Source organism: Microbacterium sp. 16-032 (genome assembly GCF_041079455.1).
GTDB lineage: Bacteria > Actinomycetota > Actinomycetes > Actinomycetales > Microbacteriaceae > Microbacterium > Microbacterium testaceum_A.
Map to the genome: position 1 here is coordinate 357285 of NZ_JBFYGQ010000004.1, position 21104 is coordinate 378388.

At 69.7% G+C, this 21104-nt stretch carries 21 protein-coding genes; 10 read left to right on the top strand and 11 right to left on the bottom strand.

Features of this window, described 5'->3' with window-relative positions; all coding sequences use genetic code 11:
* Positions 1-1239 (bottom strand): extracellular solute-binding protein, encoded by a 1239-nt coding sequence (locus AB6V31_RS10470; protein WP_369365499.1) that lies wholly within the window; start codon positions 1237-1239, stop codon positions 1-3.
* A gap of 250 nt (positions 1240-1489) precedes the next feature.
* Between AB6V31_RS10470 and AB6V31_RS10475 the strand changes: the two genes are divergently transcribed.
* Positions 1490-2488 carry a LacI family DNA-binding transcriptional regulator gene (locus AB6V31_RS10475; protein WP_268104350.1) on the top strand — a complete coding sequence of 333 codons (999 nt, stop codon included), beginning with the start codon at positions 1490-1492 and terminating at the stop codon, positions 2486-2488.
* A 34-nt stretch (positions 2489-2522) separates the two neighbouring features.
* Here the strand turns inward: AB6V31_RS10475 and AB6V31_RS10480 are convergent, their stop codons facing one another.
* Entirely contained in the window at positions 2523-3296 is a 774-nt protein-coding gene (locus AB6V31_RS10480) for an IclR family transcriptional regulator (RefSeq protein WP_268104349.1), read from the bottom strand.
* A 61-nt stretch (positions 3297-3357) separates the two neighbouring features.
* On the opposite strand from AB6V31_RS10480, the gene hutH reads away from it, so the two are divergent.
* The 3 genes from hutH to hutI all read left to right on the top strand — a co-directional run bounded on the left by hutH (position 3358) and on the right by hutI (position 8008).
* Positions 3358-4926 (top strand): histidine ammonia-lyase, encoded by a 1569-nt coding sequence (gene hutH, locus AB6V31_RS10485; RefSeq protein ID WP_369365502.1) that lies wholly within the window; start codon positions 3358-3360, stop codon positions 4924-4926.
* A gap of 29 nt (positions 4927-4955) precedes the next feature.
* Positions 4956-6710 carry a urocanate hydratase gene (locus AB6V31_RS10490; RefSeq protein WP_369365504.1) on the top strand — a complete coding sequence of 585 codons (1755 nt, stop codon included), beginning with the start codon at positions 4956-4958 and terminating at the stop codon, positions 6708-6710.
* Between the two features lie 62 nt (positions 6711-6772).
* A complete protein-coding gene (gene hutI / locus AB6V31_RS10495; protein WP_369365718.1) occupies positions 6773-8008 on the top strand; it encodes an imidazolonepropionase in 1236 nt (411 codons plus the stop codon).
* Positions 8009-8039: 31 nt separating this feature from the next.
* On the opposite strand, the gene AB6V31_RS10500 is transcribed toward hutI, so the two are convergent.
* From AB6V31_RS10500 to AB6V31_RS10525, 6 genes are all read right to left on the bottom strand, one after another.
* A complete protein-coding gene (locus tag AB6V31_RS10500; RefSeq protein ID WP_369365505.1) occupies positions 8040-8504 on the bottom strand; it encodes a histidine phosphatase family protein in 465 nt (154 codons plus the stop codon).
* Entirely contained in the window at positions 8501-9508 is a 1008-nt protein-coding gene (locus AB6V31_RS10505; protein WP_369365507.1) for an arginase family protein, read from the bottom strand. The genes AB6V31_RS10500 and AB6V31_RS10505 overlap by 4 nt, the downstream gene beginning before the upstream one ends.
* A complete protein-coding gene (locus AB6V31_RS10510; protein ID WP_056229800.1) occupies positions 9505-9855 on the bottom strand; it encodes a gamma-glutamylcyclotransferase family protein in 351 nt (116 codons plus the stop codon). Before AB6V31_RS10510 ends, AB6V31_RS10505 begins: the two co-directional genes overlap by 4 nt.
* Positions 9856-9932: 77 nt before the next feature.
* Positions 9933-11207: a DUF445 domain-containing protein gene (locus AB6V31_RS10515; protein WP_369365508.1), complete on the bottom strand. Its 1275-nt coding sequence runs from the start codon at positions 11205-11207 to the stop codon at positions 9933-9935.
* Positions 11207-12367, bottom strand: a complete 1161-nt coding sequence (locus tag AB6V31_RS10520) for an acyl-CoA dehydrogenase family protein (RefSeq protein WP_369365510.1) — start codon at positions 12365-12367, stop codon at positions 11207-11209. The genes AB6V31_RS10515 and AB6V31_RS10520 overlap by 1 nt, the downstream gene beginning before the upstream one ends.
* A 73-nt stretch (positions 12368-12440) precedes the next feature.
* A complete protein-coding gene (locus AB6V31_RS10525) occupies positions 12441-13193 on the bottom strand; it encodes an alpha/beta fold hydrolase (RefSeq protein ID WP_369365511.1) in 753 nt (250 codons plus the stop codon).
* Between the two features lie 72 nt (positions 13194-13265).
* On the opposite strand from AB6V31_RS10525, the gene AB6V31_RS10530 reads away from it, so the two are divergent.
* Positions 13266-13670, top strand: coding sequence for a pilus assembly protein CpaE (locus tag AB6V31_RS10530; RefSeq protein ID WP_074696714.1), 405 nt, complete (start codon positions 13266-13268; stop codon positions 13668-13670).
* 49 nt (positions 13671-13719) lie between these two features.
* On the opposite strand, the gene AB6V31_RS10535 is transcribed toward AB6V31_RS10530, so the two are convergent.
* Positions 13720-14925 (bottom strand): MFS transporter, encoded by a 1206-nt coding sequence (locus AB6V31_RS10535; RefSeq protein WP_056228990.1) that lies wholly within the window; start codon positions 14923-14925, stop codon positions 13720-13722.
* A gap of 386 nt (positions 14926-15311) precedes the next feature.
* Here AB6V31_RS10535 and nrdH point away from each other — a divergent pair, with 386 nt between their 5' ends.
* The 5 genes from nrdH (at position 15312) to AB6V31_RS10560 (ending at position 19544) form a co-directional block, all read left to right on the top strand.
* Complete coding sequence (gene nrdH / locus AB6V31_RS10540) at positions 15312-15545, top strand: glutaredoxin-like protein NrdH (RefSeq protein ID WP_056228987.1); 234 nt, start codon at positions 15312-15314, stop codon at positions 15543-15545.
* A gap of 28 nt (positions 15546-15573) precedes the next feature.
* Complete coding sequence (gene nrdI / locus AB6V31_RS10545; protein ID WP_056228982.1) at positions 15574-16014, top strand: class Ib ribonucleoside-diphosphate reductase assembly flavoprotein NrdI; 441 nt, start codon at positions 15574-15576, stop codon at positions 16012-16014.
* On the top strand, positions 15996-18152 hold the full coding sequence (gene nrdE / locus AB6V31_RS10550) for a class 1b ribonucleoside-diphosphate reductase subunit alpha (RefSeq protein WP_056228978.1): 2157 nt from the start codon (positions 15996-15998) through the stop codon (positions 18150-18152). The genes nrdI and nrdE overlap by 19 nt, the downstream gene beginning before the upstream one ends.
* Before the next feature lie 38 nt (positions 18153-18190).
* Complete coding sequence (nrdF, locus tag AB6V31_RS10555) at positions 18191-19165, top strand: class 1b ribonucleoside-diphosphate reductase subunit beta (RefSeq protein WP_369365514.1); 975 nt, start codon at positions 18191-18193, stop codon at positions 19163-19165.
* Between the two features lie 157 nt (positions 19166-19322).
* Complete coding sequence (locus AB6V31_RS10560; protein WP_369365515.1) at positions 19323-19544, top strand: DUF2188 domain-containing protein; 222 nt, start codon at positions 19323-19325, stop codon at positions 19542-19544.
* On the opposite strand, the gene AB6V31_RS10565 is transcribed toward AB6V31_RS10560, so the two are convergent.
* Together AB6V31_RS10565 and AB6V31_RS10570 are read right to left on the bottom strand one after the other, a co-directional pair.
* Positions 19541-20653, bottom strand: coding sequence for a tyrosine-type recombinase/integrase (locus tag AB6V31_RS10565; protein WP_369365516.1), 1113 nt, complete (start codon positions 20651-20653; stop codon positions 19541-19543). The two genes, AB6V31_RS10560 and AB6V31_RS10565, sit on opposite strands and share 4 nt — an antisense overlap.
* Before the next feature lie 12 nt (positions 20654-20665).
* Complete coding sequence (locus AB6V31_RS10570; RefSeq protein WP_369365518.1) at positions 20666-21103, bottom strand: ImmA/IrrE family metallo-endopeptidase; 438 nt, start codon at positions 21101-21103, stop codon at positions 20666-20668.
* Between the last annotated feature and the right edge of the window lies 1 nt (position 21104).

Consider the following 21104-nt stretch of genomic DNA (forward strand, 5'->3'; position numbering starts at 1 on the left):
TTACTTGGTGATGGCCTCGAGGTTGGATTGCGCCGTCTTGAGCAGCGCCTGCGGGTCACCGGTCTTCAGGGACTCCAGCTGAGCGTTGAAGTCGGTGATGACGTCGGCGGCGCCGGCCATGTTCGGCGGGAACTGCGCGTACTCGGCACCGGAGAGGAACGCCGTGAGGTCGGGGTTCGCGGTGCTCCACGCGTCGGCGGCCGACTGGCTCGAGGGCATCGGGCCGAAGGCCTTCGAGAACGCCAGCTGCTGGTCGGTCGAGGTCAGGAACTCGACGAGCGAGCGTGCCTGCTCCTGGTTGCCGCTGTCGGCGGCCATGCCCCAGCAGTTGGTGAACTGCAGCGTGCCCTTGCCGCCGGGGCCCGCGGGCAGCTCGGCGACCTTGTACTTCACGCCGGGGTAGTCGGCCGACATTGCGCCGGTGATCCAGTTGCCCTCGATGACCATCGCGGCCTTCTGGGTGCCGAACGCCTCGCCGCCCCAACCCGCGCCCACATCGGACGCGAAGGCGAAGGTGCCGTCGTTCAGGTGCGTCTTGACGTAGTTCAGCGCCTCGACGTTGGCCGAGCTGTCGGCCGTGGCCTTGCCGTCGGTGACGAGCCCGCCGCCGGCCTCGGCCATGAAGGCGCCCACGCGCTGGTACTCGGCGCCGAACGCGAGACCGACGCGGCCGTCGGTGGTGAGCTTCTGAGCGACGGATGCCAACTGGTCCCAGGTCGTGGGCACGTCGGCATCCGTGAGCCCTGCCGCCGACCAGAGGTCGGTGTTGATGATGAGGGCCAGGGTCGAGAAGTCCTTGGGCGCGCAGAAGAACTTCCCGTCGACGGTGAAATTGTCGACGAGCGAGGGGTAGAAGTCATCCTTGTTCGCCAGGTCGTCGCCGTACGCGGCGATCGAGCCGTTCGCGGCGTAGCCGGCGAGGGCCTCGGGGGCGAGGTAGAAGAGGTCCGGCGGCGAGCCGGCGGCGAAGCCCTGCGAGAGCTGCTGGGGGAGGTCGTTGGCGGTCTGGACCTCCGCCTGCACGCCCGACTGCTGGCTCCAGGCGGCGACGGCGTCGGTGACGGCCTTGGTCTCGGCGTCGCCCGAGGAGCCGATGAGGATGCTCAGCGTGCCCGAGCCCGAGGCTTGGGACTCGCCGGGGGTGTCGTTGAAGCCCGAGCCGCACGCGGTGAGCGTGAGCGCTCCGGTGGCGAGTAGTGCGCCGGCGGCGAGCCAGTTCCGGGCGGTGTGCCGTGTCATGTGTCTCTCTCCTTCGATGAGGCATGCGACCCCTCCGGGTGCTCGGAGGGCCGTCTCTTTTGATCGTTCAAATGACGGTTCGACTACGGTAAGGAACGGCGGTGTTTCCTGTCAAGCGGTTGCTCGCCCGCTTAGGCTGTCGGTCTGACCATCAGGCCTGCGTGCGCGTCATCGCGGAACGCGCAGGCGTCGAAGGATCGGAAGAACCGGATGCCGCTGGGCACCGGCCACGGCACGGGGGAGACGAGGCATGGCGAAGGCGCCCACCGTCGACGACGTCGCACGCGTCGCCGGCGTCTCGCGGCAGACCGTCTCGAACGTCGTGAACACCCCCGACATCGTGCGCGAGGCCACCCGCCTGCGCGTCGAAGCCGCGATCGCCGAGCTCGGATACCGCCCGCACGCCGCCGCGCGCCGCCTGCGCACGCGTCGGAGTTCCACCATCGGCATCCATCTCGATCCGTATGCCGGGGGGATCTCGGGCGTCGTGCTCGACCGCTTCGTGCACGCCCTCACCGAACGCGCGGGCGAGCGCGACATGCGCGTGCTGCTGTACGCCGCGCGCACCCCCGAAGAGGAGATCGCGCGCCTCGGCGACCTGCTCGAGGGGGGAGAGGTCGATGCCGTCGTCATCACCGGCACCTTCCACGGCGACCCGCGCACGGGGTGGCTGCTCGAGCGCGCCCTGCCGTTCGTGTCGTTCGGACGGCCGTGGGGCGAGGACGACGTCGAAGCCCCCGCACACCTCTGGGTCGATGTGGACGGAGCGGCCGGCACGAGCGCCGCGACCGCGCACCTGCTCGGTCAGGGTTCTTCGCAGATCGCCTTCCTCGGCTGGCCGGGCGGATCCGGCACCGGCGACGAACGCGAACGCGGCTGGCGCGAGAGCGCGGCTTCGGGACCGCGGTGGGTCGTCGAAGAGAACGTCTCGGCCGCGCGCGACGTCGTCGCCGCGGGGCTCGCCGCCGACCCGGGAGTGACGGGCATCGTGTGCGCGAGCGATTCGCTCGCGATCGGCGCGCACCTCGCCGTCACCCTCGCCGGCCGCCCCGACATCACGGTCATCGGCTTCGACAACACCCCCGCGGTGGAGGCGCTCGGCCTCTCGAGCGTCGAGCAGTTGCCCGAAAAGGTGGCATCCGGAGCCCTCGACCTGCTCATGGGCGAGAACGGCACGGTCGTCGCCCCCCGCGCCCCGACGGCGGGGGCGGCGCACGTGCTGGTGGAGCCGCGGCTGGTCGTGCGCTGACGCGCTGCGGTGGTGCGCCGGGGCGGCACCCGCGTCAGGCGTGCCGGCCGATGCGACGGGCGAGCTCGGCGGCGGTTCCGGATGCCGCTGACGCCAGTGCCGCGGCATCGCGCGGCGGGCCGTCGGCCGGCCACGTGATCGCCACGGCCGCGGCGGGCCACCCGGCGTGATCCAGCACCGCAGCGGCGACGGAGCGGAATCCGGGCGTGACCTCGCCGTTCTCGCTCGCGTGGCCGTCTGCCCGCACCAGTCGGAGCACCTCGCGCAGCTCGCGCGGAGTCGCGGGGCCCGCGCCGTGGCGCTGGGTGAGGGCCGTGGCATCCGGGAACAACGCCCGCACCTGTTCGCGAGGAAGCGCCGCGAGCATCGCCCGACCCGTCGCGGTGAGGTGCGCGGGCAGGCGCACGCCCACGTCGGTCACGAGCGCGGGGCGGCGCGGAGCGCGCTCTTCGACGATGTACAGCACGTCGCGTCCGGCCAGCACGGCGAGGTGTGCGGATTCGCCGACCCGGTCGGAGAGCCCCGCGAGCAGCGGCCGGCCGAGGCGGGCGAGGGGTTGCTGCCGGGCGTAGCCGCCGCCGAGCTCGAACGCCGCGGTGCCGAGGCCCCAGCGGCGGTCGCCGGGCAGGTGCACGACGTAGCCGTGCTGCTCGAGGGTGGCGAGCAGGTGGTAGACGCTCGAACGGGGGATGCCGAGGGTCGTGGAGATCGACTGCGCGGCCATCGGGCCGGGTTGGCGCGCGAGCAGCGAGAGGATTCGCAGCGTCTGATCGGCGGCGGGGACCTGCGGGCGGGGATTGTCTGGCATGACAGACACAGGATTCCAGAACCCGGTCGTCGCGCGACAGTGCGCACGATGGAATCGGCGTATGAACACGAGCGTCACCGTCGGATCCCAGCCCCTCACCCCTCAGGACGTCGTCGCCGTCGCGCGACACGACGCGCGGGTGACGGTGGACGACGACGCTCTGAAGCGCGTGGCCGACACGCGCGCTCTCATCGAGGCGCTCGCCGACGACCCGCAGCCGCATTACGGCATCTCGACCGGCTTCGGTGCGCTGGCGACGACCTTCATCGCCGAGGACCGGCGCGCCCAGCTGCAGGCGAGCCTCATCCGCTCGCACGCCGCGGGCACCGGCTCCGAGGTGGAGCGCGAGGTCGTGCGCGCCCTCATGCTGCTGCGCCTGCAGACCCTCGCGACCGGCCGAACCGGCGTGCGACCGGTCGTCGTCGAGACCTACGCCGCCCTGCTGAACGCCGGGATCACCCCGGTCGTGCGCGAGTACGGCTCGCTCGGCTGCTCGGGCGACCTCGCTCCGCTGTCGCACGTGGCCCTCGCGGTGATGGGCGAGGGGGAGGTGCGCGATGCCGCCGGTGATCTGCGATCCGCCGCCGACGCGCTCGGCGCCGCGGGGATCGCCCCGGTCGCCCTGCGCGAGAAGGAGGGCCTCGCCCTCATCAACGGCACCGACGGCATGCTCGGCATGCTGCTGCTGGCCCTGCACGACCTCGAGATGCTGCTCACCACGGCCGACGTCTCGGCGGCGATCTCGATCGAGTCGCAGTTGGGGACGGATGCCGTGTTCGCGGCCGACCTGATGGCGCTCCGCCCGCAGCTCGGCCAGGCGGCATCCGCGGCGAACCTTCGCTCGTTCCTCGCCGGTTCGCCCATCGTCGCGAGCCACCGCGGGCCCGAGTGCACGCGCGTGCAGGATGCCTACTCCCTGCGCTGCGCGCCCCAGGTGCACGGCGCCGCGCGCGACACGATGGCCCACGCGGCGCAGGTCGCCGAGCGCGAGCTGGCATCCGCCGTCGACAACCCCGTCGTCACCGTCGACGGGCGCGTCGAGTCGAACGGCAACTTCCACGGCGCCCCCGTCGCGTACGTGCTCGACTTCCTCGCGATCGCGGTCGCCGACGTCGCCTCGATGTCGGAGCGCCGCACCGACCGCGCTCTCGACGTCGCGCGGAGCAACGGGCTGCCGCCTTTCCTCGCCGACGAGGTGGGGGTCGATTCGGGCCTGATGATCGCGCAGTACGCCGCCGCCGGGATCGTATCGGAGCTCAAGCGCCTCGCCGCCCCCGCCTCGGTCGACTCGATCCCCTCGAGCGCCATGCAGGAGGACCACGTCTCGATGGGGTGGGCGGGTGCCCGCAAGCTCCGTCGCGCGATCGACGGGCTCGCCCGCGTGTTGGCGATCGAAGTGCTGACCGGATGCCGTGCCCTCGACCTGCGCGCGCCTCTCCAGCCCGCGGCGGCCACCGGCGCCGTCCGCGACCTCCTCCGTACGCGGGTCGAGGGCCCCGGCCCCGACCGCTTCGTCTCGCCCGAGATCGAGGCGGTCACCGACCTCGTCGCCTCGGGCGCGGTGGCGCGGGCCGCGTTCGCGCAGACGGACGCCGCCCACACGCCCTCCACTCCCGCACACACCGCCTGACCTCGCGCCCCGATCGAAAGAGATCCGCCATGACCGACACCACCACGCCCGAAGCCGCCCCGGCACCGGAGGTCGCAACGGCTGCGGGACCGGGGACGGAGGCCGCAGCCGCAACGACCGCCGGGGTCCCGGCATCCGCTCCCCGCTCTCCGATCCGCGCGGCGCGCGGCTCCGAGCGCACCGCGAAGAGCTGGGGCGCCGAGGCCGCCAAGCGCATGCTCATGAACAACCTCGACCCCGAGGTCGCCGAGCGTCCCGACGACCTGGTCGTCTACGGCGGCACGGGCAGGGCGGCGCGGTCGTGGGAGGCGTACGACGCGATCGTGCGCACGCTCGAAGAGCTCGAGCCCGACGAGACCCTGCTCGTGCAGTCGGGCAAGCCGGTGGGCGTATTCCGCACGCACGAGTGGGCGCCGCGCGTGCTCATCGCGAACTCGAACCTCGTGGGCGACTGGGCGACGTGGCCCGAGTTCCGCAGACTCGAAGAGCTGGGGCTCACGATGTACGGGCAGATGACGGCCGGGTCGTGGATCTACATCGGCACGCAGGGCATTCTACAGGGTACGTACGAGACGTTCGCGGCCGTCGCCACCTCGCTCGGCCGCGAGTCGCTCGCCGGCACCCTCACCCTCACCGCCGGGTGCGGCGGCATGGGCGGGGCGCAGCCGCTCGCCGTCACGATGAACGGCGGAGCGGTGCTCATCGTCGACGTCGACCGCACGCGCCTCAACCGCCGCGTCGCCCACGGCTACCTCGACGAGGTCGCTCCCGATCTCGACGCGGCCATCGAACGGGTGAGCGCGGCACGCGAGGCGGGTGAGGCGCTGTCGGTCGGCGTCGAGGGCAACGCGGCCGAGGTGTTCCCGGAGCTTCTGGCCCGCGGCATCCGGATCGACATCGTCACCGATCAGACCAGCGCGCACGACCCGCTGTCGTACCTGCCGGTCGGCGTCTCGCTCGATCAATGGCAGGCCGAAGCCGCCCGTGACCCCGAGGACTTCACCCGCCGGGCGCGCGAGAGCATGGCGTCCCATGTGAAGGCGATGGTGGGATTCCAGGATGCCGGGGCGGCGGTGTTCGACTACGGCAACTCGATCCGCCGCGAGGCGGAGCTCGGCGGGTACGACCGGGCGTTCGCGTTCCCGGGCTTCGTGCCCGCGTATATCCGCCCGCTGTTCGCCGAGGGCAAGGGACCGTTCCGCTGGGTCGCGCTCTCGGGAGACCCCGAAGACATCGCCAAGACCGACCGGGCCGTCGCCGAACTCTTCCCGGAGGACGCAGCCCTGCACCGCTGGCTCGACAAGGCGGGAAAGCAGGTGCAGGTCGAAGGCCTGCCCGCGCGCATCTGCTGGCTCGGCTACCAGGAACGCCACCTGGCGGGCCTGAAGTTCAACGAGATGGTGGCCTCGGGCGAGCTGGCGGGACCCATCGTGATCGGCCGCGACCACCTCGACGCGGGATCCGTCGCCTCGCCCTACCGCGAGACCGAGGCCATGGCCGACGGCTCGGACGCCATCGCCGACTGGCCCCTGCTCAACGCGCTGTTGAACACCGCGAGCGGAGCGTCGTGGGTGTCGATCCACCACGGCGGCGGGGTGGGGATCGGCCGCAGCATCCACGCGGGACAGGTGTGCGTCGCCGACGGCACCGAGCTCGCCGCCGAGAAGCTCGCCCGCGTGCTCGTCAACGACCCCGGCACCGGAGTCATGCGCCACGTGGACGCCGGCTACGACCGCGCTCGCGAAGTGGCGGCCGAGCGCGGCCTGACGGTGCCGATGTGGTGAGCGCTTCCGCGCTGACCGGTGCCGATGTGGTGAGCGCTTCCGCGCTGACCGGTGCCGACGCGGTGAGTGCTTCGGAGCGGACCGGTGGGGACGCGGGGGCCGACGGAGCCGGACGCGCGTTCCTGCTGACGAACATCGGCGAGCTCACCACCAACGTCTCCGCCGCGGGCGACCCGTGCGGAACGCTGCGCGACGCGGCGGTCCTCGTGCGCGCGGGGCGCGTGGAGTGGACGGGGCTGACGACCGAAGTTCCGGATGCCGCGGGCCTCACCGCCGACGCGAGGATCGAGGTGATCGATGCCGGCGGTCGCGCCGTGATCCCCGGATTCGTCGACAGCCACACGCACCTCGTCTTCGGCGGCGATCGGGCCGAGGAGTTCGCAGCGCGGATGGAGGGGAAGCGGTACGCGGCGGGAGGGATCCGCACCACCGTCGCCGCGACACGGTCCGCCCCCGACGACGAACTCCGCAAGCGCCTGCGCTCCCTCGTCGCCGAGTGTCGCGCGCAGGGGACGACGACGCTCGAGATCAAGACGGGCTACGGCCTCGACGTCGAGACCGAGCTGCGGCTCGCGCGACTCGCCGCGGAGGTCACCGACGAGGTCACCTTCCTCGGCGCTCACGTCGTCGCGCCCGAGTTCGCCGGGCGCGCGGATGAGTACATCGACCTCGTGGTGGGCGAGATGCTCGACGCCGTGTCACCGCTCGTCCGCTGGGTCGACGTCTTCTGCGAGACCGGCGCGTTCACGGCCGCCCAGAGTCGGCGCGTGCTCGAGGCGGGTCGGGCGAAGGGGCTCGGCATCCGGGTGCACGGAAACCAACTCGGCGCGGGAGACGGGGTGGCACTCGCTGTGTCCCTGGATGCCGCCTCCGTCGATCACTGCACGTTCGTCTCGGATGCGGATGTGGCCGCGCTCGCCGCATCCGACACCGTCGCGACCCTGCTGCCGGGGGTGGAGTTCTCGACGCGCCAGCCGTACCCCGACGCGCGGCGCCTTCTCGACGCGGGAGTGACGGTCGCGCTCGCGAGCGACTGCAACCCGGGATCGAGTTTCACCAGCTCGATGCCGCTCATGATCGCCCTCGCCGTACGCGAGATGGGGATGACGCCCGCCGAGGCGGTGTGGGCCGCCACCGCGGGCGGCGCACGGGCACTGCGGCGCACGGATGTGGGCGTGATTCATCCCGGCGCGCGCGCCGACCTCGTGCTGCTCGAGGCCCCGACCCGCGTGCACCTGGCCTATCGGCCGGGTGTGCCCCTCGTGCGGACCGTCTGGAAGGACGGGGCCGAGGTCTGAGACAGGGCGGGCGGACGGCGGGCGGCCGGCCTCAGGGCGTCAGCAGCTCGAACTCGTCGGGAGGGGTGGCGTCGACGTCGTCCCACGTTCCCTCGTGCCACGTGAAGATCGCCACCGCGCACGTGACCATGCGTTCGTCGCGATCGGCCAGGCGCGACACGAGGGCGCTCATCCCGGGGTCGTGAGCGACCACCATCACCTCGTCGACTCCCGCGGCGCGCGCGGAGGCGAGCAGCTGCGCGGGCTCGGCGAGATAGAGCTCGGCGTGCTCGACGACCTCGGCATCGAACGCGCGAGCGAACGCCTCGGCGGTCTCTCGGGCGCGCAGCGCCGTGCTCGAGAGCACGACCTCGGGGCGGACGCCCTTGCGCACGACGGTCCGGGCCATCGCCGGTGCATCGCGTCGGCCGCGGTCGTTGAGCGGACGGTCGTGGTCGTCGAGCCCCTCGTCGGCCCAGTCCGACTTCGCATGCCGCGCCAGAACCAATTGGATCATCGTCTTTCCGCCATTCCTGCCAGGAGCTCCAGAACGCACAGCGCGGCCAGTCGCACGGTGCGGGCGTCGGGAGTGTCTGCCGTGGCATCCACCTCGACGATGTCGGCGCTCGTCACGCCGGGGTCTCGGGCCAACCCGCGCGCGAGGGCGCGCAACTCCCAGGCGGCGAGTCCGCCCGGGACGCTCGCGGGGCAGCCCGGGGCGACCGAGCGGTCGCACACGTCCACATCGATGTCGAGGTGGATGCCGGAGGCCGCTGCCGCGGCATGGCCCGGCGCGGGGGCGGAGGTCCGGGTCGTCGGGTCATCGGTCGAGGACGCGACCGCGTGGCCGCCCGCCCACTCCACGGGTCCGTTCGCCGGCGATACGCCCGTGCCGCGGGCGATGCGCAGCGCCTCGGCAACGACCTCGTCGATGCCGCGGCGACGCACCTCGTCGAGCGTGATGACGGTGATGCCCGCGTCGAGAGCGCGCTGCGCGTACGCCGCCGAATTCGCGAAGTCGGCGATGCCGATCTGAACGATGCGGCGCGGGTCGAGACCGTCGGCGATGAGTCGCCGCACGGGGGAGCCGTTCGACTCTCCGTCGCGGAGATCGAAGTGCGCGTCGAGGGTGATCAGACCCCCGACTCCGCGTCCCTGGGCGACACCGTACGTGGCGGAGTTGTCCCCGCCGAGGGCGATCACCAGACGGGCCGCCGAGAGCGCCGCTACGGCTGCGCGCACGCGCGCCTCGCCGTCACGCCCGTCGGGGTCGTCGACGTCACCGGCGTCCGCGATGGTCAGTGCGGCGGTGAGATCGAGAGGCGGGGGGCCGAGCACCGTCGGCGAGAAGCGCCGGAGAGCCTCGCGCACGGCCGCCGGTGTTTCGCCCGCGCCGGTCGGGGAGAGGGACGTGCGCCACGCGGGGATCCCGAGCAGGACGGCATCCGGCGCCGTCTTCTCATCGGGGGCGGGCCAGTCCCCTGCGCGCGGCCAGAGCGGGTCGACGGACAGGGCGCTCATGCGGCCACGTAGACCCAGGCGCGGATGCCGCTGGCCAGGACGACGGAGGCGCGGCGGTAGAGCGAGACCTCGTACTCGTCGGCGGCGTCGAGTTCTTCGGGCGTCACGCGCAGCACGCGTCCGAACACGCGGTCGCGCGGGTCGTCGGTGCGGCGCAGGATCGGGTGCCGGTCGAGGCCGGACAGGCGCGCAACCCCTTCGTCGGCGATGTCGGTCCACTCGAGGCGATAGCCGGCCAGGGCGTCTTCTGCGCCCTCGACGCGGTGACCGAAGGTGTCGAGCTGCACCTCGGGCAGCTGCAGCGTCCCGTAGGTGAAGAGGGACTCCGTGCCCGAACCGTCGCTCACGCGCACCAGGCTACTCACGCGGCGGCGGCGAGGGGCGGCGCGACGCGAGAGGTTTCGGCCAGCGAGTGCGCGAACCGTCATGATCCCCACACCAGGTGGGCGACCGTGAAGATGACCAGACCCGCGAGAGCACCGACGATCGTGCCGTTCAGACGGATGTACTGCAGGTCGCGCCCGACCATGAGCTCGATCTTCTCGGTGGTCTCTTCGGCGTCCCAGCGTTCGACCGTGTCGGTGATGATCGACGCGATGTCGTGCCGGTACCGCCCCACGACGAACACCGCCGCATCGGTGACCCAGCCGTCGACCCTCTTCTGCAGGGCCTCGTCGCGCTGCAGGCGGACGCCGACCTCGGCGAGGGCGGCGGAGGCGCGGCGACGCAGGGCGCTCTCGGGGTCGGCGAGCGAACGCAGGAGTCCGGCCTTAGCGGTGTTCCAGGCATCGGCCGCCAACTGCCGCACCCGCGGGCTGTCGAAGACCGCTGCCTTCGCCTCCTCGAGACGCACCATCGTCGCCGGGTCATGCTGAAGGCTGTCGGCCAGTCGCCCGAGATAGCCGTCGATCGCACCCCGCGCCTGGTGCCGAGGATCGGCGCGCACCGCGTCGACGAACTGCACGGCCTCGCGGTACACGGTGTCGTCGACGAGCCGTGCGGCCATGCTGGGCACCCAGGCCGGGAGTCGACGCGAGACCAGGCCCTGGAACGTGTCGCGGTTGTTGCCGAGCCAGACCGCGATGTTGTCGAGGGCGAGATCCACGGCGCCGTGGTGAGCACCCGAGCCGACGACGCGTTCGAGCCATCCGCCGATCGAGGGGCCCCAGTCGGGGGAGAGGAGGTGTTCGCGGGCGAGGTCTTCGATGAGACCCTGCACGTCGTCGTCACTCAGTGCGGTGAGGACGCTCGACGCGAGCGTCGCGCCCTCGGCGGCCACGCGGTCGGCGTGTGCGGTATCGGCGAGCCAGGCCCCGGCTCGCGCCGAGAGGGGCGTGGACTCGAGCTTCGTGCGCACGACGTCGCCCTCGAGGAAGTTCGTCTCGACGAACTCGCCCAGCTGGCGCCCGATCTCGTCTTTTCGTCGCGGGATGATCGCCGTGTGCGGGATGGGAAGGCCCAGCGGGTGCCGGAACAGCGCGGTGACAGCGAACCAGTCGGCCAGGGCGCCCACCATGCCGCCCTCGGCCGCCGCGCGGACGTACTGCAGCCACTCGACCTCGCGCTGCAGCGAGAACGACACGGCGAAGACGAGGGCCATCGCGATCAGCGCGCCGAGAGCGACCCCCTTCATCACCCGGAGAGCGCGGCGGCGCTCCTGATCGGCCGGGCTCAGCGCCCGGGTCGGCGTGCGCGCCATCAGTCGGTCACCGGCCCGAGCCAGGCCGTGGCCGCGGTGGAGTGCGCCGACTCGGAGTCGGAGGGGTGGAACATGCCGGCGAGGACGTCGCGGTACAACCGGCTCAGCTCGTGGCGCGAGAAGTACGCCGAACCGCCGCCGACGAGGATGGCGTCGTCGACGACCTCTTTCGCCATGGCGACGGCGCGGTACTTCACGCCCGACAGCAGGGTGAACCAGCGCGCGCCGTGGTCGACGAGGGTGTCGACGTCGGAGGCGAGCGCGGCCAACTGCGGCGGGAGCGCGTCGTAGGCGAGCGCCATATCGGCGACGCGCCACCGGATGTCGGGGTCGTTCGCGTAAGTGGTCCCGGTCTTCTTAGACCGGCGCGAGGTCGCCGCCTCGACCGCGAGGTCGATGGCCCGCCGCGCGATGCCCGTGTAGACGGAGGCCAGCAGGATCTCGAAGACGGCGAAGATGCCGAACACGAGGGGATCGGGCTGGGGCCCCGGGACGACGCGGCGGATGACGCGGTCGGCGGGAGCGTGCGCACCGCGAAGCTCGGTCGTGCGGCTCTGCGTGCCGCGCATGCCGAGGGTGTCCCAGTCGTCGCGGGCGACGACGTCGTCGCTGCGGTCGAGGAACGCGAACACCATGCGGGGGCCCTCGGGTGAGATCTCGTCGAGCCCGTGCACACCGAGGTGGTCCCAAACGGGGGACAGCGAGGTGAAGATCTTCGTCCCCGTGAACGTGTAGCCGCCCCGCCCGTCGGGGCGAGCCTCGGTGTCGCTGCCGAACAGGACCAGGTCGTTGCCCGCCTCGCTGATGCCGAAGGCGAACACCTCACCCGCGGCCGCGCCGCGCTGGACGAAGGCGAGATCGTCGAGCCCGCGATCGCTCAGCACCTTCGCGACGCCGGTCCACACGAGGTGCATGTTCACCGCCAGGGCCGTTGCCGGGGCCGCGCCCGCGAGGCGCTGCTGCAGGAGCGATGCCTCGGCGAGACTCAGCCCCGCTCCGCCGAGTTCGGTGGGCACCAGGATGCCGAGATACCCGGCCTCCCGCAGCTCGTCGAGGTCGTCATGAGGGAACGTGTTCTCGCGGTCGTGCACCACGGCGCGCTCACGGGTGCGCGCGAGCAGGTCGTCGGGCAGGTACCGAGCCGGATCGAACGAGGTCATGGCATCCATTCTGCTCGGCCCCACCGACATCGCGGGCGGGGTGGCATCGCGGCGCGAAACGCGTATGCGCGGGTCAGCGCAGGGCGTCGAGGACGGCGGCCACCGCGGCCTCCGGCCGGTCGCGATGCGGAGAGTGGCCGGCGCCGTCGACGACGCTCATCGTCACGACGGGATTGCGGAGGACCTCGGCCGCGAGCTCGCCCGTGAAGATCGAGTGCACCGCCGGATCGCCTCCGACCACGTGCGTCGGCACCGACAGCGCGGCCGCCGCCGCGCGCACGTCCCACACGGCGTTCTGCAGGCTCGTCTGCTCGACGGCCCACCGGCTCGCGCGCGTCGTCGCTCGTGCCTTCAACTCGACATCGATCGGGTGCCAGTCGGGATGCGCGGCCCGGACGGCGGCGATGCTCGGGTCGTCGAACGACTGCTCCTGGCTCGCGCGGACGATCGCGCGGTCCTTCTCCGACAAGAGGATGGCGGGGTCGATGAGCACGAGGCGACGGGTCCACCCCGGGCTCTCGGACGCGGCGAGAGTCGATGCGGCGCCGCCGAGGGAGTGCCCGACGACCGCGTCCCACGCCCCGCCGCGCGGGGGCGTCGTCCCGCGCAGATCAGCCGCGTACGCCGACAGGCGGTAGTCGAGGGTGCGCGGTGCGTCTCCGTGCCCGCGGAGGTCGACGGCAACGGCGCGCCACCCCGCCTCGGCCAGCGCGACGCCGTACCGCCACATGAGGGCTCCGTCGGAGCCGAGTCCGTGGGCGAGCAGGGCCTGCGGTCCGTTCGGGTCGCCCCAGGCGAGCTGCGGAAGGGTCACGGGAGAGGGCATGGCATCCATCTTGCTCCGTCCGCGCGCAGCGCCGCCGACCCGTCGTCACAGAACGCCCCCAGAATGGATGCCATGATCTCGACCGAGATGGCCCAGGCCCTGCGCGAGGCCGGCTTGGTGTGGCACCCGCGATCCGGTGACCGCTTCCAGCTCGACGAACCGGAGTTCGAGGCCGACGTCTTCACCGTCAGCGACATGACGGTGGAGCCGCGCGACTACCCCACGGGTCGGATCCTCGCGTTCAACGGCACGACGGAATGGGCGCTCGACTCGGTCGCGACCGAGGACGCGCTGTGGCTGCCGTCGGAGTCGCAGCTGCGCGAGATGCTGCGCTCGACCTTCCGCTCCCTGCGTCGACTGTCCGACACCTACGAAGTCGAGATCTCGATCGGCGGGTCGACGCTGGTGTTCGACCACCCGGCCCCGGCGGATGCGTACGCACTCGCCGTGCTCGAGTTGCTGCGACGCACGCACTGACCCGCCCGTCGGGGCGTTCCGACACGGGATGCCGCGCCCCGGCATCCGCTCAGGTGATGGTGGGCACCGGTTCGGTGTCGGGGATGGGGCTCGCGTCGCGGTGGCGGAGATCGGGGAATCCACGGACGAAAACCGCGGCGACGACGAAGCCGAGCACCGCGAATCCGGCCGCGGCGACGTACGCGCCGGTCGGGCCGACCCCGTCGACGAGGAAGCCCGCCACGGCCGAGCCCGCGGCCGCGCCGATGAGCTGACCCGTGCCGATCCAGCCGTAGGCCTCGGCCGTCTCGCTGAAGCGGACGCTCGCCGAGGTCATGGCGAACATCACGGCCAGCGCCGGCGCGATGCCGGCACCGGCGACGAGCAGGGTCGCACCGATCCACCACGCGTTGAGCGAGAAGACGGTGAGAGAGAGCCCGAGGGCGACGATCGCGAAACGTCGGGCCATCGCCCAGGGGCCGATGGGGATGTGGCCGAACGACAGGCCACCGGCGAGACTGCCGACGGCGAAGACGGCGAGGATGAGACCCGCCTCGAGCCCGCCGTGGTCGAAGGTCGCGACGACGCCCGCCTCGACCGCCGAGCACGCGCCGATCAGGAGGAACCCGGTGGCGGTGGCGAGGATGACCGGCGGTTTCGCCAGGACGCGACCGAGCCCGCGGCGGCTGCGCGGGATGCGCACGCGGCCGACCTCGGGGCTGAGGATGAACCACGCGCCCCCGCCGAGGAGGATGACCACGACGAGGAGCAGACCCGGGACGGTGCCGATCTGCGTCGCCACGAGGGTGATGAGCACCGGTGCGAGGACCCAGATGATCTCTTGCAACGAGGCGTCGAGCGAGTACAGCGGGGTGAGCCGCTGGGAGTTGACCATCTTGGGGTAGATGGTGCGGACCGCCGACTGCACGGGCGGGGTGGAAAGGCCGGCGATGAGGCCGAGCACCATGTAGAGGGGGAGCGGCATCTCGATGAGGGCGAGGGTCGCGATCGCCGCCGCGCACACGAGGAGCGTGACGGTGAGCACGCGGCGCATGCCCCAGATGCCCATCCAGCGGCTGGTGACGGGGCCGGCGACGGCCTGGCCGATGCTCGTGGCGGCCAGGACGAGGCCGGCGGCGCCGTACGAACCGGTGACGTGCTCGATGTGCAGGAGCACGGCGAGGCTGGTCATGCCGTTGGGGAAACGCGCCGTCAACTGCGCGGCGATGATGCGCCCCACGCCTGGGGTTCGAAGGAGTTCGCGGTAGCCGGCCACCGGATAACGCTACAGCCGACCTCCGACATGCGCCGAGGCCCCGTCCGTCCGCCGCGTCGCGACACGCCGCGACACGCCCACGGACGTTTTCGCTCGCCTGTGCAATGTCGGAACCCCCGTCTAGCGTCCGACCTGTGGACAGACATCGAGCGGAGCCGCGAGAACCGCGGAATCGCGCCTGTTAACAACACCCGGGAAGGGGGTCGATCTGTGGATGAAATCGTGGACAACCTGTGTTGTACATGGGGAGAGACGGTGGAAAATCACACTGATGTAACTACTACCCCTTGTGGTGCCTTCCGATGTCCGTCCCCATATGTAGTATTGAGGTCCCGGCTGGCCCTGCCCGCCCGGACACAGTTTTTCCAGGGGAGAGAGAGAACGACATGGCGATCACGGTCTACACCAAGCCGTCCTGCGTCCAGTGCACCGCGACCTACCGCGCACTCGACTCGAAGGGCATCGAGTACAACGTGCTCGACCTGTCCGAAGACCCGACGGCGCTCGAGCAGGTCAAGTCGCTCGGGTACCTTCAGGCACCCGTCGTCGTCACCGACGAGGACCACTGGTCGGGCTTCCGCCCCGACAAGATCGACGAGCTCGCTTCGCGCCTCGCCTGATCCGGCGACAGGCTCTCAGACCACCGTCATGAGCACTGTCCTGTCGGCGACCGAGGCTCCGCTGCTGGTCTACTTCTCGAGCGTGTCGGGCAACACCGCGCGTTTCATCGAGAAGCTCGGCAAGCGGGCCGTGCGCATTCCGCTGCGGCCGACCGATCCGCCCCTCCACGTCGACGAACCCTTCGTGCTGGTCACCCCCACATACGGTGGGGGTGCCGGCCGGGGCGTCGAGAAGGGCGCGGTCCCCAAGCAGGTCATCCGGTTCCTCAACGAGGAGCGGAACCGACGCAACATCCGCGGGGTCATCTCCGCGGGAAACACGAATTTCGGCGATGCCTTCTGCCTCGCCGGCGACATCATCAGCCGCAAGTGCGCCGTGCCGCACCTGTACCGGCTGGAAGTATTCGGCACGCCCGACGACGTCGAGCGGGTCACCGAGGGATTGGAACGATGGTGGAAGTTGAGCTGACCGACGTGGACTTCAAGACCGAGGCGCGATTCGAGGGAATGGATTACCACGCCCTCAACGCGATGCTGAACCTGTACGACGCCGACGGCAAGATCCAGTTCGACGCCGACAAGCGGGCGGCGCGGGAGTACTTCCTGCAGCACGTCAACCAGAACACGGTGTTCTTCCACTCGCTCAAGGAGCGCCTCGACTACCTCGTCGAGAAGGAGTACTACGAGCCCACCGTGCTCGAGAAATACTCGATGGACTTCATCCAGGAGCTCAACGACCGCGCCTACGGCGCGAAGTTCCGCTTCGAGACCTTCCTCGGCGCCTTCAAGTACTACACGAGCTACACGCTCAAGACCTTCGACGGAAAGCGCTACCTCGAGCGCTTCGAGGACCGCGTCGTCATGACCGCGCTCGCCCTCGCCGACGGCGACCCCCGTCTGGCCGTCCAGCTCGTCGACGAGATCATCTCGGGTCGCTTCCAGCCGGCCACCCCCACGTTCCTCAACGCGGGCAAGGCGCAGCGCGGCGAGCTCGTGTCGTGCTTCCTGCTCCGCATCGAAGACAACATGGAGTCGATCGCCCGCGGCATCAACTCGGCGCTGCAGCTGTCCAAGCGCGGCGGCGGCGTGGCCCTGCTGCTGTCGAACATCCGCGAAGCGGGTGCGCCGATCAAGCAGATCGAGAACCAGTCGTCGGGCATCATCCCCGTCATGAAGCTCCTCGAAGACAGCTTCAGCTACGCCAACCAGCTCGGCGCGCGTCAGGGCGCCGGCGCGGTGTACCTCAACGCCCACCACCCCGACATCCTCCGCTTCCTCGACACCAAGCGCGAGAACGCCGACGAGAAGATCCGCATCAAGACGCTGTCGCTGGGTGTCGTCATCCCCGACATCACCTTCGAGCTCGCGAAGAACGGCGAGGACATGTACCTCTTCTCGCCGTATGACGTCGAGAAGGTCTACGGCAAGCCGTTCGGCGACATCTCGGTCACCGAGAAGTACCGCGAGATGGTCGACGACCCGCGCATCAAGAAGACGAAGATCAACGCGCGCGAGTTCTTCCAGACCCTCGCCGAGATCCAGTTCGAGTCGGGCTACCCGTACATCATGTTCGAGGACACGGTGAACAAGGCCAACCCGATCGCCGGTCGCATCAACATGTCGAACCTGTGCTCCGAGATCCTGCAGGTCAACACGCCGACCACGTACAACGAGGACCTCTCGTACGACACCATCGGCAAGGACATCTCCTGCAACCTCGGATCGATGAACATCGCCCTCGCGATGGACGGCGGCGACCTCGGCCTCACGGTCGAGACCGCGATCCGGGCCCTCACCGCGGTCAGCGTGCAGAGCCACATCGCCTCGGTGCGCTCGATCGAAGACGGCAACGACCGTTCGCACGCCATTGGCCTCGGCCAGATGAACCTGCACGGTTACCTCGCTCGTGAGCACGTCTACTACGGCTCCGAAGAGGGCATCGACTTCACGAACATCTACTTCTACACGGTGCTGTTCCACGCGCTGCGGGCCTCGAACCGCCTCGCGATCGAGCGCGGCACGGCCTTCGACGGCTTCGAGAACTCCACCTACGCATCGGGCGAGTTCTTCGACAAGTACACCGACCAGGTGTGGGAGCCGCAGACGGCCAAGGCGAAGGAGCTCTTTGCCGGGGTCCAGATCCCCACGCAGGACGACTGGCGCGAGCTGAAGGCCTCGATCCAGGCGCACGGTATCTACAACCAGAACCTGCAGGCCGTACCCCCGACCGGCTCGATCTCGTACATCAACAACTCGACGAGCTCGATCCACCCGATCGCCTCGAAGATCGAGATTCGCAAGGAAGGCAAGCTCGGTCGCGTCTACTACCCGGCTCCGTTCATGACGAACGAGAACCTGGAGTACTACCAGGACGCGTACGAGATCGGCTACGAGAAGGTCATCGACACGTACGCCGCCGCGACGCAGCACGTCGACCAGGGCCTGTCGCTGACGCTGTTCTTCAAGGACACCGTCACCACCCGCGACATCAACAAGGCGCAGATCTACGCGTGGCGCAAGGGCATCAAGACCATCTACTACATCCGTCTGCGTCAGCTGGCGCTCGAGGGCACCGATATGACCGAGTGCGTCTCGTGCATGCTCTGACCCGCTGACCACCCATCGATCAAGGACACAGGAACGACATGGCTGAGAAGCTGCAGTTGCTGAACCACGTGCAGGCCATCAACTGGAACCGCATCCAGGACGACAAGGACCTCGAGGTCTGGAACCGTCTGGTGAACAACTTCTGGCTGCCCGAGAAGGTGCCGCTGTCGAACGACATCCAGTCGTGGAACACGCTCACCCCCGAGGAGCAGACGCTCACGATGCGCGTGTTCACGGGGCTCACGCTCCTCGACACGATCCAGGGCACGGTCGGTGCGGTGTCGCTCATCCCCGACGCGCTCACCCCGCACGAGGAGGCCGTTTACACGAACATCGCGTTCATGGAGTCGGTGCACGCGAAGAGCTACTCGTCGATCTTCTCGACGCTGTGCTCGACGAAAGAGATCGACGAGGCGTTCCGCTGGTCGACCGAGAACGAGTTCCTTCAGAAGAAGGCGCGTATCGTCATGGACTACTACCGAGGAGATGACCCGCTCAAGCGCAAGGTCGCCTCGACCCTGCTGGAGTCGTTCCTGTTCTACTCGGGCTTCTACCTGCCCATGCACTGGTCGAGCCGGGCGAAGCTCACCAACACGGCCGACCTGATCCGCCTCATCATCCGCGACGAGGCCGTGCACGGGTACTACATCGGCTACAAGTTTCAGCGCGGTCTCGAGACGGTCGACCAGGCCCGTCGCGACGACATCAAGGACTACACGTTCTCGCTGATGTACGAGCTCTACGACAACGAGGTGGGCTACACGCAGAGCCTGTACGACTCGGTCGGACTGAGCGAAGACGTGAAGAAGTTCCTTCACTACAACGCGAACAAAGCGCTGATGAACCTCGGCTACGAGGCGATGTTCCCCGCGTCGGTCACGAACGTGAACCCCGCGATCCTCTCGGCCCTGTCGCCGAACGCCGACGAGAACCACGACTTCTTCAGCGGGTCGGGCTCGTCGTACGTCATCGGCAAGGCTGAGGCCACTGAAGACGACGACTGGGACTTCTGATGAACGCCTGGTCAGAGTCGGATTTGATCTGAGATGAACCACAACGACAAGCCCCCTGTCGGACGCTCACACGAGCGCCAGGCAGGGGGCTTGCCCACGTTTTGCCCACATTTGTGGGTGAGCACCAAGAGAAACACCGAAATGAAGGGCGCAGGACATGGGCGTTGAGACGTACCACGAGGACGGTCAGTGGAAGTCGAAGGTGCAGGGCAGCTCGCGAGCTGCGCACGTCGGCGGCACGAAGGCGGAGCAGCAAGCGGTGGGCCGCCAGATGGCGCAGGAGCGCAACACCGAGCACACCATCAAGAACATGGATGGGCGCATCGGGCAGAAGAACTCTTACGGCAACGACCCGAACCCGCCGCGCGACAAGAACTAAGAGACGGCCGCCTGACGCGCGACGCTCATCGCCACGGCCACGGCCTCGAGGTCGTCGTCGAATAGGTCGGCGTATACGTCGAGCGTCATGGCGGCCGACGCGTGCCCGAGCATCCGCTGAACCGCTTTCACGTTGGCGCCGGCGGATATGGCGAGGGAGGCTGCCGTGTGGCGCAGGTCGTGGGGCGTGATCGTCGGAAAGGTGACGTCCGCGGCCTGCGCCGCGGCGACTGCGCGCGTGAACCAACCTGAGGTGCGGTGCGGGTAGGTCATCGGGGTTGGTCCGTCAGAGAAGACGAACGAGTCCCGGCCCTTGTTCTCGCAATGGCGCGCGATGCTCGGTGCCAAAAACACCGGGATTGGAACCTCGCGCGCGTGCCCGTGCTTCGGTGTGCCGATCTCGTAGACGCCTTTTACCAGCACGGCATTCTCCTCGACCAGCATGCGTCGGCGAAGCATGTCCAGGTGGCGGACGCGTAGTGCGGAGACTTCGCCCCAGCGTAGGCCGCTGTACGCGAGGAGAAGCATCAGTGTTTCGTGACCCGGCGCGGCGGCAGCCAGACGCTCGACCTGAGCATGCGTGAGATATCGCTTCGGCTTGGGCTGCTTGGCGGGCAGTGCCACGCCTTTAGTCGGGGACGCCCGGAGAATGCCGTCGCGCTCGGCGATGGCCAGGACGCTGGATAGAACGAAGACGCAGCGTCGGACGGTCTGCGCGCTTAGAGCCTTCCGGTCGGCTGTGGCAGTAAGAAGCGAGCTCACCCAATCCTCTACCTCCGAGGCTCGAATGCTCGCGACGCCACGAGCCCCCCACTTGGGTTGCACGTGCACACGCCACGAGGTCTCCATCGTGTTGCGGCTTGAAGGCTTGAGTCGGGCCAAGCGGCCAGACTTCCACTGCTCACCGAACGTGGTGACGGTCTTCTTGCCGAGCGTGGGATCGAGGAACGTGTTCGAGGCGACGGAGACCGTGACCTCGGCGCGGAAGATCTCCGCTTCGCGCTTCGTCTTGAACCCGCGCTTGTCGGTGCGTTTGCCACTGGGGGTGGTGTAGCGGACGCGGTAGCGACGACCCTTGGCGGTGTCGTAGGCCTGGATGGATCCTGCCATGGGAGGGCTCCGTTAGCTGATGAAGCGGACGCGATGCGCCCATTGGCCGACGCCCATGCGGGCGTGTGCGTATGTGATCCCGCGGACGCGAGTAAGGCAGCGGGTCAGGTAGACGTCGACGAGCTCTTCCGTCACCTGCAGGTCTTCGGCCATGTCGTGGAGGGTTGCTCCGTCGCGCTCGAGTGCGGCCAGGCGGGCGGGGTCAATGAGCAGCCGTGCGGCGTACTCGTCGGCTTGCGTCTCCGCATCCGCATCGTCCTCGCAGGCGTGGCCATAGTGGGCGTGGCCGAGCTCGTGCGCGACGACGGAGGTCGCTTCGTTCGGGGTGAGGGCGAGGTCGAAGTAGATCTCGCCCTCGTCGGCGTACCACTCGCCGAGGACTCCGGGCTCGAGGTGAGCGGCGTGCACGCGGATGCCCCGTGCGGCTGCGAACTGCAGTAGTGCCTTCACC